The 11,496-nt window shown below is 71.8% G+C and carries 17 protein-coding genes; 8 read left to right on the plus strand and 9 right to left on the minus strand.

Translation table 11 applies throughout. The annotated features are described in order from the left end of the window. Positions 1-74 precede the first annotated feature (74 nt). Together AB0F15_RS07410 and AB0F15_RS07415 are read left to right on the plus strand one after the other, a co-directional pair. On the plus strand, positions 75-1,388 hold the full coding sequence (locus tag AB0F15_RS07410) for an MFS transporter (RefSeq protein WP_360266627.1): 1,314 nt from the start codon (positions 75-77) through the stop codon (positions 1,386-1,388). After that, complete coding sequence (locus AB0F15_RS07415; protein WP_360266630.1) at positions 1,375-2,790, plus strand: aminotransferase class V-fold PLP-dependent enzyme; 1,416 nt, start codon at positions 1,375-1,377, stop codon at positions 2,788-2,790. The genes AB0F15_RS07410 and AB0F15_RS07415 overlap by 14 nt, the downstream gene beginning before the upstream one ends. Positions 2,791-2,793: 3 nt before the next feature. Here the strand turns inward: AB0F15_RS07415 and AB0F15_RS07420 are convergent, their stop codons facing one another. The 4 genes from AB0F15_RS07420 to AB0F15_RS07435 are packed head-to-tail and all read right to left on the minus strand — an operon-like array spanning position 2,794 to position 5,918. Further along, positions 2,794-3,066 carry a DUF6295 family protein gene (locus AB0F15_RS07420; RefSeq protein WP_360266633.1) on the minus strand — a complete coding sequence of 91 codons (273 nt, stop codon included), beginning with the start codon at positions 3,064-3,066 and terminating at the stop codon, positions 2,794-2,796. Positions 3,067-3,079: 13 nt separating this feature from the next. Beyond that, entirely contained in the window at positions 3,080-3,820 is a 741-nt protein-coding gene (locus AB0F15_RS07425; protein ID WP_360266636.1) for a dienelactone hydrolase family protein, read from the minus strand. Next, positions 3,817-5,487 carry an MFS transporter gene (locus tag AB0F15_RS07430; protein WP_360266639.1) on the minus strand — a complete coding sequence of 557 codons (1,671 nt, stop codon included), beginning with the start codon at positions 5,485-5,487 and terminating at the stop codon, positions 3,817-3,819. Before AB0F15_RS07430 ends, AB0F15_RS07425 begins: the two co-directional genes overlap by 4 nt. Further along, positions 5,484-5,918: a MarR family transcriptional regulator gene (locus AB0F15_RS07435; RefSeq protein WP_360266641.1), complete on the minus strand. Its 435-nt coding sequence runs from the start codon at positions 5,916-5,918 to the stop codon at positions 5,484-5,486. The genes AB0F15_RS07430 and AB0F15_RS07435 overlap by 4 nt, the downstream gene beginning before the upstream one ends. 142 nt (positions 5,919-6,060) lie before the next feature. On the opposite strand from AB0F15_RS07435, the gene AB0F15_RS07440 reads away from it, so the two are divergent. Further along, complete coding sequence (locus AB0F15_RS07440; RefSeq protein ID WP_360266644.1) at positions 6,061-6,357, plus strand: hypothetical protein; 297 nt, start codon at positions 6,061-6,063, stop codon at positions 6,355-6,357. A gap of 5 nt (positions 6,358-6,362) precedes the next feature. Here AB0F15_RS07440 and AB0F15_RS07445 read toward each other — a convergent pair whose 3' ends face one another. The 5 genes from AB0F15_RS07445 to AB0F15_RS07465 all read right to left on the minus strand — a co-directional run bounded on the left by AB0F15_RS07445 (position 6,363) and on the right by AB0F15_RS07465 (position 9,555). Continuing rightward, positions 6,363-6,659, minus strand: coding sequence for a hypothetical protein (locus tag AB0F15_RS07445; protein ID WP_360266647.1), 297 nt, complete (start codon positions 6,657-6,659; stop codon positions 6,363-6,365). A 184-nt stretch (positions 6,660-6,843) separates the two neighbouring features. Continuing rightward, entirely contained in the window at positions 6,844-7,896 is a 1,053-nt protein-coding gene (locus tag AB0F15_RS07450; RefSeq protein WP_360266649.1) for a GTP-binding protein, read from the minus strand. Continuing rightward, entirely contained in the window at positions 7,893-8,042 is a 150-nt protein-coding gene (gene rpmF, locus AB0F15_RS07455) for a 50S ribosomal protein L32 (RefSeq protein ID WP_360266652.1), read from the minus strand. The genes AB0F15_RS07450 and rpmF overlap by 4 nt, the downstream gene beginning before the upstream one ends. After that, on the minus strand, positions 8,042-8,296 hold the full coding sequence (locus AB0F15_RS07460) for a type B 50S ribosomal protein L31 (protein WP_360266655.1): 255 nt from the start codon (positions 8,294-8,296) through the stop codon (positions 8,042-8,044). Before AB0F15_RS07460 ends, rpmF begins: the two co-directional genes overlap by 1 nt. Next, a complete protein-coding gene (locus AB0F15_RS07465) occupies positions 8,293-9,555 on the minus strand; it encodes a GTP-binding protein (RefSeq protein ID WP_360266657.1) in 1,263 nt (420 codons plus the stop codon). Before AB0F15_RS07465 ends, AB0F15_RS07460 begins: the two co-directional genes overlap by 4 nt. A 78-nt stretch (positions 9,556-9,633) precedes the next feature. On the opposite strand from AB0F15_RS07465, the gene rpmB reads away from it, so the two are divergent. The 5 genes from rpmB to AB0F15_RS07490 all read left to right on the plus strand — a co-directional run bounded on the left by rpmB (position 9,634) and on the right by AB0F15_RS07490 (position 11,401). Continuing rightward, complete coding sequence (gene rpmB, locus AB0F15_RS07470; RefSeq protein ID WP_360266660.1) at positions 9,634-9,870, plus strand: 50S ribosomal protein L28; 237 nt, start codon at positions 9,634-9,636, stop codon at positions 9,868-9,870. Then, the gene (gene rpmG, locus AB0F15_RS07475; RefSeq protein WP_005149953.1) at positions 9,870-10,037 is read left to right on the plus strand and encodes a 50S ribosomal protein L33; all 168 of its coding nucleotides are present in this window, start codon (positions 9,870-9,872) and stop codon (positions 10,035-10,037) included. The genes rpmB and rpmG overlap by 1 nt, the downstream gene beginning before the upstream one ends. After that, on the plus strand, positions 10,037-10,342 hold the full coding sequence (rpsN, locus tag AB0F15_RS07480) for a 30S ribosomal protein S14 (RefSeq protein WP_360266663.1): 306 nt from the start codon (positions 10,037-10,039) through the stop codon (positions 10,340-10,342). The genes rpmG and rpsN overlap by 1 nt, the downstream gene beginning before the upstream one ends. Beyond that, a complete protein-coding gene (rpsR, locus tag AB0F15_RS07485; RefSeq protein ID WP_360266666.1) occupies positions 10,339-10,593 on the plus strand; it encodes a 30S ribosomal protein S18 in 255 nt (84 codons plus the stop codon). Before rpsN ends, rpsR begins: the two co-directional genes overlap by 4 nt. A 91-nt stretch (positions 10,594-10,684) precedes the next feature. Further along, the gene (locus AB0F15_RS07490; protein WP_360266669.1) at positions 10,685-11,401 is read left to right on the plus strand and encodes a MoxR family ATPase; all 717 of its coding nucleotides are present in this window, start codon (positions 10,685-10,687) and stop codon (positions 11,399-11,401) included. Positions 11,402-11,496: the final 95 nt, after the last annotated feature.

Genomic DNA, 11,496 nt, shown 5'->3' on the forward strand with positions numbered 1-11,496 from the left:
GTCCTCGGTCACGGCGATGGCACGATTCCCCTCGACACCGGGTGAGTGCGCCCGGCACGCCTTCGAGGAGGACCATGGCGACGCTGTCCGGCCGGACGAGGTTCCGCTATTCGCTCGGCTCGTTCGTCACCGGGTCCTTCGGCACGGTCCCCGGCCTGGTGCTGGTCAAGTACCTGACCGACACGATGGCCGTGCCCGCGGGCTGGGCGGCGGCGATCGTGTTCGTGCCCAAGGCCTGGGACTTCTTCTTCAACCCGGTCGCCGGCCGGCTGTCCGACGCGGACCTGATCAAGACCGGCAGCCGGCGCCGCTTCCTGCTGATCGGAGGCGTCGGCGTCGCGATCCTGTTCGCGGCGATGTTCGCCCACCCCGGCTTCGGGAGCCCGGTGCCGGACGCGCTGTACGTGGCGATCACGTTCGCCCTCTGCGCGACGGCGTACGCGCTGTTCCAGGTGCCGTTCAACGCGCTGCCCGCCGAGCTGACCGAGTCGGCGACCGAACGCACGAAGCTCACCAGTGTCCGCATCGGCGTGCTGGCCGTGACGATCCTGATCTGCGGCGGCGGCGCCCCGGCGATCACCGCGTCGATCGCGGGGGTCGCCGGCTACCGGGTGATGGCCGTGGTGATCGGGCTGATCGTGCTGGCCGCGACGCTGCTGGTGTACTTCGGGCTCAAGGGCGCGCCGGTCGGTTCACTGCGGCCGAACACCGTGAACCTCAAGGAGCTCGTCCGCACGCTCGCCGGCTGGCGGCCGTTCCGCTGGCTGCTCGGCACGTACTTCATCCAGGCGCTGGGCATCGGCACGGTGCTCGCCGCCATCCCGTTCTTCGCCCAGCGCATCCTGGGCGACGACGCCTACGGCACGATCCTGTTCGTCATCTTCGTCGGCCCGGCGCTGGTCACCATGCCGCTGTGGCCCCGCCTCGGCGACCGCGTCGGCAAGCTCAACGGCTTCCGCCTGGCCACCGCCGCCTTCGCGATCGGGCTGCTCGGCCTGGTCTTCGCCCAGTCGATCCCGCTGGTCGTCACGTTCGTCTTCGTAGCGCTGTGCGGGGTCGGGTACGCGGGGATCTCGGTGTTCCCGCTGGCCATCCTGCCGGACCTGATCACGGCCGAGGAGGAGCGCACCGGCGAGACCCGCGCCGGGATCGCGGCGGGCGTGTGGACGGCGGGGGAGACCCTCGGACTGGCGTTCGGCGGCGGGCTCTGGGCGCTCATCCTGGCGTTCGGCGGGTATGTGTCCAGCACGGACGCCACCGCGTTCCAGCCGCACAGCGCGATCGTGGCGATCCTCGTCGGGGCGTCGATCATCCCCGGCGTGCTGATCGCGCTGGCCCTGCCGCTGCTGCGGCGCAAGGTGCTGGAGCCGCGCCGTGAACCCGTCTGAGGACGTCCTCGCGACGCTGCGCGAGCTGCGCGCGGGCGACCTGCCGACGCACGGCGGCCGGACCCTGGCCTACGTCTACGACAGCGGTCTGTCCGAAGTGGACTCCCTGGGCGCGGCGGCGCACGCGCTCGCGTCGTCGGCCAACGGCCTGGACCCGACGGCGTTCCCGAGCCTGCTGAAGATGGAGAACGACCTCGTCTCCGCGGCCGCGGAGCTGCTCGGCGACGTCCCGGGGGTGGTCGGCTCGGTGACGTCCGGCGGGACGGAGTCGTGCCTGCTGGCGGTGCTCGCCGCCCGCGACGCGCACCCCGGGATCGCGTCGCCGTCGATCGTGCTGCCGACGACCGCGCACGCGGCGTTCCACAAGGCGGCCCACCTGTTCGGGTTGCGGCGCATCGACGTCCCGGTCGACCCGGTGACCTTCCGCGCCGACCCGGCCGCGATGGCCGCGGCGATCGACGACTCGACGGTCCTGGTCGTGGCGAGCGCGCCGTCGTACGCCCACGGCGTGCTCGACCCGGTGCCCGAGATCGCGGCGGCGGCTTCGGCGCGGGGCGTCCGGATGCACGTCGACGCCTGCATCGGCGGCTGGGTGCTGCCGTACTTCGCCCGCCTCGGTGCGGACGTCCCGCCGTTCGGCTTCCGCGTCCCCGGCGTCACGAGCATTTCCGTGGACCTGCACAAGTACGCGTACTGCCCGAAGGGGACGTCGGTGCTGCTGCACGCTTCGGCGGAGCTGCGGCGCACGCACTACTTCGCGAGCGCGGCCTGGCCGGGCTACACGATGCTGAACACGACGATCCAGAGCACCCGCTCCGGCGGCCCGCTCGCCGCGGCGTGGGCGGTGGTCAACCACCTCGGGTCCGACGGCTACCTGAAGCTGGCGGCCGCCGCGCGCGAGGCGACCGCCCGCATCCGTTCCGGCATCGCCGGACTGCCGGGCCTCCGGGTGCTCGGCGACCCGGTGTCGACGCTGATCGCGTTCACCGGCGACGACGGGTTCGACGTCTTCACCGTGGCGGACGAGATGAAGGCGCGCGGCTGGTACGTCCAGGCGCAGTTCGCTTTCGCAGCGTCGCCCGCGAACCTGCACCTGACGGTGACGGCGGCCAACCACGGCAGCGAACAGGAGTTCCTGACCGACCTGGCCGCAGCGGTGGATGCGGCACGGGCGGCCGGCCCGGTCACGGTCGACCCGGCGGTGGCGGAGTTCGTCGCGGCCTTGGACCCGGCGACGCTGACTTCGGAGCAGTTCGCAGGTTTGCTCGCGGCCGCCGGGCTCGGGGGCGCGTCCGGCCTGCCGGACCGGATGGCGCCGATCAACGCGCTCCTCGCAGCGGCACCGGCGCCGCTGCGGGAGCGTCTGCTGCTGGAGTTCCTGGGCGCCCTCTACACGCCGTGAATCTCACTGGTCCCGCGAAGCCAGCCCCGCCGGCGCGGACTTGACCGCCGCGTGGATCGCGTCCGCCAGCGCCAACGCGTCCTCTTCCGTGAGTTCCAGGGCGACTCGGGCGGAAGCGCCCAGGGCGGGGTTCCGGAAGTCGATGTTCACCGTGTGCGCGTACGGCGCGTGGACCGGGTGGTCGACGTACACGGTGCCTTCGGTCAGCCGGAACCAGCCGCGGGCGCCCTTGCCGCTGCCTTCGAGCGCGAACTTCTCCGTCAGGTAAGTGCACATTGCGGGTCCTCTCTCAGGCGGTGAGCGTGCGGGCGTAGAAGCCGAGGATGCGTTCCCAGCCGTCCTTGGCGGCTTCGGGGCGGTAGCTCGGGCGGTCGACGGCGAAGAACGCGTGGCCGGCGTCGGCGTAGGTGTGGAACTCGTGCTCCTTGCCCAGCTTCTCCAGCTCCGCAGCCAGGACGGCGACCTCGTCGGGGCCGGGGAACTGGTCGTCGGCGCCGAAGATGCCCAGCAGCGGGCAGGACAGCTGCGGGGCCAGGCCGAGCAGCGGCTTCATCCGCTTCATGGCCTCCGGCGGGTCGTTGACGACGAACGCGCCGTAGCAGTCGACCGCCGCGTCGAGGTCGAGGGAGCAGGCGGACAGGAACGCGTGCCGGCCACCGGAGCAGTGGCCGATGACGCCGACCCTGCCGTTCGCGTTCTCCAGGGCCTTCAGGTAGTCGGCCGCGCCGGAGACGTCACCGACCAGGCGGCCGTCGGGGATGCCACCGGCCGCGCGGACCGTCGCGGCCGCGTCGTCCGGGTCCGCGCCCGGCGCTTCGCGCGTGTACAAGTTGGGGCAGAGCGCGTTGTAGCCCTCGACGGCGAAGCGGCGCACCATCTCCTTCGTCGCCGCGTCGTAGCCGGGCAGGTGGTGGATCACGACGACGCCGCCCCGCGGAGCCGGGTCGGTCGGTTTGGCCAGGTAGGCCTCGAGTTCGTCGCCGCCGTCGCCGGTGATGGTGACGGTTCCGGCGATGATTTCGTCGCTCATCGGTGCTCCTTCGATCCTTCGGGAGTGTGGACGTACCGCGCGCCGCGCGAAGCGGAAGCGATCGCGGCGACGACGGCCATCGCCGCCGCCGCGGTGAACACGACCACCAGGCCGTGGTGGAACGGGCCGGACACCAGCCGCGGGAAGAACTCGCCGCCGGTGAGCGCCGCCCGGTCGGCGGGGGCGAGCCCGGCGAGGACGTCCGGGCCGAGCAGGTGCCCGACCGGGTTGCTGCCGAGAAATGCCGCGAACAGCGTGCTGACCGGCGGGAGCTGCGCGACGCCGTCGGCGACGGTCGCCGGGACGCCGTGGGCCTGCAGGCCGCCGGTGAGCGTCTGCGGCAGTGACGAAGCCAGCCCGGCGACCATCAGCGAGAAGAACACGCCGATCGACAACGACGTCCCGGAGTTCTGGAACGTCGCCCGCATCCCGGAGGCGACGCCGCGCTGTTCGGTCGGGACGCTGCTCATGATCGCCGACGTGTTGGGCGCGGCGAACATGCCCTGGCCGACGCCGCTCAGCACGAGGAGGGCGGCGAACGCCGGGTAGGAGAAGTCCACCGGCAGGGCCAGGAGGCCGAGGAACGCCGCGGCGACCAGGAGCAGGCCGCCGGTGGCCAGCGGCCGGGCGCCGAACCGGTCGGACAGGTATCCCGACACCGGGCCGGCGAGGAGGAACCCGACAGTCAGCGGGAGCAGGTGGATGCCCGCCCACAGGGGTGTCCGCTCGTAGTCGTAGCCGTGCAGGGGCAGCCAGATCCCCTGCAGCCAGATGATGAGCATGAACTGCATGCCACCACGGGCGACCGAAGTCAGCAACGCGGCGACGTTGCCGGCGGCGAACGCGCGGATCCTGAACAGGCTCAGCTGGAACATCGGTGCGGCGACGCGGCTCTCGATGACGCCGAACAGCAGGAGCAACAGCACTCCGGCGCCGAGCCCGCCGAGCACCCACGGGTTGCCCCAGCCGGTGGCGGCGCCGCCGTAGGGCTGGATGCCGTAGGTGATCGCGGCCAGCACCAGCGCGGTCCCGGCCGCGAAGGTGACGTTGCCGCCCCAGTCGATCTTGGCGCGCTGCGGCGTCCCCACCTCGCGGAGGCTGCGGATCGACCAGATCGTGCCGAGCAGGCCGAACGGCACGCTCACCCAGAACACTGCGCGCCAGTCGATCTCGGCCAGCAGCCCGCCGACGACCAGGCCGAGGAACTGCCCGGCCAGCGCGGTGATCTGGTTGACGCCGAGTGCCATGCCGCGTTGCTCGGCCGGGAAGGCGTCGGTGAGGATGGCCGCCGAGTTCGCCGTCAGCATCGAGCCGCCGACGGCCTGGACGACCCGCCAGCCGATCAGCCAGAGCGCCCCCGCGCCGCCGTGGAACGGGTCGAACGACAGCGCCACCGACGCGGCGCTGAACACGACGAACCCGACGTTGTACATCTTGACCCGGCCGAACATGTCGCCGAGCCGTCCGAGCGTCACCACCAGCACGGCCTGCACCAGCAGGTAGCCGAGGATCATCCAGAGCAGGTAGCCGATGTTGCCCGGGGCCAGGGGGTCGAGCCCGATGCCGCGGAAGATCGCCGGCAGCGAGATGATGACGATCGAGCCGTCGAGCGCGGACATCAGCACGCCGAGCGTGGTGTTGGACAGCGCGACCCACTTGTAGCTCACAGCTCGTCCGCCAGCCGCTCGATCAGCGGGATGGCCGCGACGAGCTCGCGCTGCTCGGCCGCGGTGAACTTCCCGGCCAGCGCGGCCGCCATCCGCCGCGTCGTCTCCGACCGCCGGTCGGTGAGCAGCTTGACGCCGGTTTCGGTGACCGTCATCAGCACCTTGCGGCCGTCGGAGTCGTCCTTGCGCCGCTCGACGAGCCCGCGCTCGACCAGCCCGGCGAGGGTGACGCCCATGGCCTGCGGCTTGACGCGTTCGAGGTCGGCGAGGCAGCCCGGGGTCGCCGGGCCCTCCCGGTCGAGCCGGGACAGCACCAGGCGTTCGGGTTGGGTCAGTTCGCCGGCGACGTAGCCCTGCCGCAGCCGGCGGATCAGCCGGCCGAGCGCGACGCGCAGGTCGGCGCTCGCCTGGAGGAGCTCCTCGTCCGTCACGATCGTCAACCTAGACTGATAAACCTGGGTTGATCAACTCGGACTCCGGCGGCGCTATCGGGTGAGCCGGGAGCTTTCGCCCGGGCCGCCACCGGCGTCCGGTGTTACTGTCCGAAGTGGACACACCCGGGAAGGGAAGCCGATGACCACCCTGCACGTCCGGCACGCCGGCCACGACCACATCCACCGCGAGGGCTGCGGCCACGCGGCGATCCCGCACGGCGACCACGTCGACTTCGTGCACGAAGGCCACCTCCACCGCGCGCACGACGGGCACTTCGACGAGTGCGAAATCGCGGGTCACGTGCCGCACACCGGCCACGACCACGTCCACGGCGACGGCTGCGGCCACCAGGCGGTGCCCCACGGCGACCACGTCGACTACCTGCACGACGGGCACCGCCACGCGACCCACGAAGACCACTACGACGACCACTGACGCCCTCAGCCGAGCGGGATTCCCACGGTGGTCCGCCCGCCGGGGGTCTCGACGGCCACGGTGAGCACCCGGGCCTCCGCCGGCGGCCCGGGTTCGAAGATGTGCCGCTCCAGGACCATGCCGTGCGACCCCGAACCGCCCGCGCGCCCACCGCGGTACTGGGTTCCCGCGTCGTCCCACCCACGCCGGCGGATTTCCGCCCCGAAGCGTTCCCGCAACCGGCGCGGGTCGAAGTCACCGTGCGCGAAGTTCCCGTGCGCCAGGTTGAGGACGACGATGGTGGACCACACCTCCAGGCTCACGGTCGGCGTCTTCCTGGGCCAGGGTTCCCGCGGCCACCAGGCCGATCGCCACCCCGCGGATCTCGCGCCGGTCGAAGCTCAGCTGCCGCCCGTGCGGCGGCTGCCCGCGACCCGTGCCCAATTGATCGGAAATCAGTTTCTCCAGATATCCCCGCCCGTCCATGTTGCCATTCTTCAGCCGCGGTCAATGCATTTCGACCGGCTCCCACTCCGGGAACGGGTCCGGTCCGGTGGCGATGTCGCCGAGGCAGTCCCGCAGCGCGGTCAGGAGTGCTTCGCCCGCCAGGTCGACGCCGATGAACACCAGCTCCTGCCGTGGCGCCGCGGCGACGCCCTGGGGTTCGAACCGCGCCACCGTGCCCGCCTGCGACCACAGCCCGGTCACCCCGGGCCGGGACGCCAGCGCGAAGAACCCCTTCGACCGCAGCACCGTCCCGAATTCGCCGGAATCCAGTCGCCGGGTGACGAAATCCCACAGCCGGGCCGGGTCGAATGGCCGGGAAGCGCGGAACACCACGCTGGAGATGCCGTACTCCTCGGTCTCCGGGACGTGGTCACCGTTGAGCTCGGCCACCCAGCCCGGCGCCTCCTGAGCCCGGACGGCGTCGTACCGGCCGGTCCCGAAGACCTGCTCGAGTGGCACCTTCCCGAAGCTGCCCGTGACGACGTCGGCGGCCGGGTTGAGCCGTCGCAGCGTCGCCACCAGGCGGTCGACGTCGGTGGCGAGGTCCGTCTTGTTCAGCAACAGGACGTCGGCGAACTCCACCTGGTCCACCAGCAGGTCGCTGACCGTCCGCTCGTCGTCCTCGTACTGGTCGAGCCGGCGCTCCACCAGGGAGTCGCCTGCCGTCAGCTCGCGGGTGAAGTTCGCCGCGTCCACCACCGTGACCATCGTGTCGAGGTGGGCCACGGACTCCAGGAACGAGAACGTCGCCGCGACCGGCATCGGTTCGGAGATGCCGCTCGACTCGATGAGCAGGTGGTCGAAGCGGTCGCCCGCGCACAGCGCCGCCACCTCCTCGAGGAGGTCCTCCCGCAGGGTGCAGCAGATGCACCCGTTGGTCAGCTCGACCAGCCGCTCCTGCGACCGGACCAGCGCGGCGTCGATGTTGACCTCGCTCATGTCGTTGACGATCACCGCCACCCGCAGGCCGTCGCGGTCGGCGAGGATGTGGTTGAGCAGCGTCGTCTTGCCCGCGCCGAGGAAGCCGGACAACACCGTGACCGGAACGCTCACGAGTGGAAGTGCTTCATCAGCCGGCGCGGGACCAGCTGGACCTTGCCGTCCACCTCGATCGGCACCAGGTCGGGCACGGCGGCCTTCCACTGCGCCCGCCGGGACCGCGTGTTGCTGCGGGACATCTTGCGCTTCGGGACGGCCATCAGCGGGTGCCCCGCTTCCCGTAGCGGCGGTGGAACTTCTCGACCTGGCCGGCGCTGTCCATGATCCGCTGGGTGCTGGTCCAGAACGGGTGCGACCACGAGCTGATGTCGACCACGACGAGCGGGTAGGTGCGGCCGTCGGACCACTCGATCGTCTTCTCGGAGGTGATGGTGGAGCGGGTCAGGAAGGCGTCGCCGGTCGACGAGTCCTTGAACACCACGGGGTGGTAGCCGGGGTGGATGCCGGGTTTCACTGGTCTTCCTTTCGGTTGGCCGCGGTCGCGTCGTGCCGCGCCGGGTCGATTTCGGTGTCCTCGCAGGGTTCTTCGTGCCAGTCCCCGAACGGGTCGGGGTAGCGCAGCCAGGCCTCGGGGCCCTCGGCGAGTTCCGCGTCGGTGAGCAGCGCGCCGCGCAGGGCGGCCTCGATCTCCGCCGGCGTGGCCTGGTCGGTGACGACGACGAGTTCCTGCGCCCGGTCACCGTGCACCGGGTCCCAGCGCAGGGACGCCAGTGTGCGGCGCTCGGGGGAGGCGTCCGTCCACTCCGGACCGTCCGGCGACGCGAGCCACGGCCCGGCGTGCCCGAGGCCCAGCCCGCCGCCCGCCGACTCGATCCAGAACGCGACGTCGGGCTGGCTCGCCACCCACCCGCGGCCGCGGGTGCGGACGACCCCGTCGAGGAGCACGTCGAGCGCGTCGTGCAGCCGGGTGGGGTGGAACGGCCGCCGCGCGGTGAAGGTGAGCAGGGCGATGCCGCAGTCGGGGTGCAGCGGTGGCGCGCCGCGCAGCAGCGCGCCGTGCATGTCGGTGACCTCGCCGCGCCGGGCGTTCCCCGGTACGGCGTCGAGCACGCTGTGGCCGTCGATCCGGGCGAGCTCGACCCGGGGGATCGACGGCGCGACCCGGTCGAGGACCGCGGACGCCTTGGCGGCGCTCCACGCGTCGGTGGCCGCGCCGGCCAGCACGAGGACGTCGGCGAACTCGACCTGGGACAGCGCGACCTGGGCGACGGTCCGCTCGTCTTCGGGGCTGCCCTGCAGGTTCCGGTCGGCCAGTTCGTCGTCGCCGGTCGCGTCGGCCAGCCAGGTGGCGCAGTCGACGACGGTGAGGACGGCCCGCAGGTCGACGTCGTCGCTCACCGGGTGCTCGCCGACCAGGACGTTCCGGATCGCCCAGCTCACCGGCTCGGGCTCCATGGCTTCGTCGAGCCGGACGACGATCCGGGTCACCTCCGGGCGCCGGGCCAGCCGCCGCAGCAGGGGAAGCAGGTCCTGCCGCAGGGTGCAGGACACACAGCCGTGGGCCAGCTCGAGCACGGTCAGCTCGTCGTGCTCGCCGAGCCGCAGGCGTCGCCGGACGACACCGGAGTGGATCTCGCGCAGGTCGTGGTGGACGACCGCGGTGCCCGGTCCGGCGGCGCGCAGCAACTCGGCCAACGCGGCGTTCGGGGCCGGGGCGAGGCCGCTCACCAGAACGAGCGGGAGGCGGGGGTGGGGGGTCTGGTCGGGGGTCACGGCGGCTCCAGGAATACGGGCGGGGTACGGTGCGTAGAGTAGATGAAAACGAAAACCACTATCAACTTGGGAGGGTCCTTGTCCGCCGTCTGCCAGGTCACCGGCCGCAAGCCGGGCTACGGCAAGCAGGTCTCGCACTCCCACCGCCGCACGTCCCGGCGGTGGGAGCCGAACCTGCAGAACCGCCGGTACTTCGTGCCCGGTGAGGGCCGCTGGGTGCGGCTGCGCGTCTCCGTCAAGGGCATGAAGACCATCGACAAGCGCGGCATCGGCGCCGTCGTCGCCGAGCTGAAGGCGAAGGGGGTGAAGCTGTAATGGCGAAGAGCACCGACATCCGGCCGATCATCAAGCTGCGGTCGACCGCGGGCACCGGCTACACGTACGTGACCAAGAAGAACCGCCGGAACGATCCGGACCGGATGGTCCTGCGCAAGTACGACCCCGTGGCGCGCAAGCACGTCGAGTTCAAGGAAGAGCGCTGATGGCCAAGAAGTCGAAGATCGCGAAGAACGAGCAGCGGAAGGTGATCGCCGCCCGCTACGTCGAGCGCCGCCGCGCGCTCAAGGCCGTGATCGCCTCGCCGGACTCACCGGCCGGGGAGAAGGGGGCGGCGGTCGTCGCGCTGCAGAAGCTGCCGCGGGACGCGAGCCCGACCCGGATCCGCAACCGCGACACGGCCGACGGGCGGCCTCGTGGGTACCTGCGGAAATTCGGGCTGTCCCGGGTCAAGATGCGCCAGGCCGCGCACCGCGGCGAGCTGCCCGGCGTCACGAAGTCGAGCTGGTGAGCCGGATGCCGAAGCCCCAGCGCGACCGCCCGGCCAAGCGCAAGGTGAACCTGTTGCACGCCAACAAGATCACCGAGGTCGACTGGAAGGACGCCGACCTGCTGCGGAAGTTCGTCTCCGACCGCGGCAAGATCCGTGCCCGCCGCGTCACGGGATTGACCCCGCAGCAACAGAACCAGGTCGCCACGGCGATCAAGAACGCGCGTGAGATGGCCCTTCTGCCGTACCCGTCCGCGGGGCGCGCGAGCTGAAACCGGGTGCGCGGAGCCGGGCGGTGCGCGACCATGGGCGGACGAAGGGGGGCGTCGCGGGAGGATGTCCTGACACACAGGAGGTCCACGCTTGCGCGCCCAGCTCACGGTCACGCCCGCCCGGCTGCCCGATGTCCTGCTGACCGTCGCCGTCGTGCGGCCGGTGTTCCTCTGGGGTGCGCCCGGCATCGGGAAGTCCTCCCTCGTCCGGGAGTTCGCCGCCGGGCTGGGTCTCGAGTGCGTTTCGCTGCTGGGGACCCAGCTCGCGCCGGAGGACCTCATCGGCGTCCCGCAGATCGTCGACGGCCGCAGCCGGTTCTGCCCGCCGGAGCCGATCGCCCGCGACGAGCCGTACTGCCTGTTCCTCGACGAGCTGAACGCCGCCGCGCCCGACGTGCAGAAGGCGTTCTACTCGCTCATCCTCGACCGCCGGATCGGCTCGTACGAGCTGCCCGCCGGGTCGGTCGTGATCGGTGCCGGCAACCGGGCCACCGACCAGGCGCTGGCCCGGCCGATGGCGTCGGCCCTGGTCAACCGCCTGGTGCACATCCACCTGCGGGCCGCGGCGGGCGACTGGCTCGCGTGGGCCGCGGGGCACGGCATCCACCCGTGGGTGATCGAGTACCTCACCCAGCGGCCGGACCACCTGTGGAGCCCGCCGCCGAAGACCGAGGAGCCGTTCTCGACGCCGCGGTCCTGGCACATGCTCTCGGACCTGCTCCACTCCGCCGGCGTCCCGGCCGACGACGAGACGGTCGCGCTGCTGGCGTACGCCACGCCCACGCCGGTGCGTTCCGCGCGTACCTGAAGGTGGCCCGGCACGCCTTCGACCTGGAGGCGATCCTCAAGGGTGACGCGCGCTGGCCGGCCGAGCCGGGCGATCGCGACCTGCTCTACTTCCTC

The organism is Amycolatopsis sp. NPDC026612, assembly GCF_040638285.1.
GTDB lineage: Bacteria > Actinomycetota > Actinomycetes > Mycobacteriales > Pseudonocardiaceae > Amycolatopsis.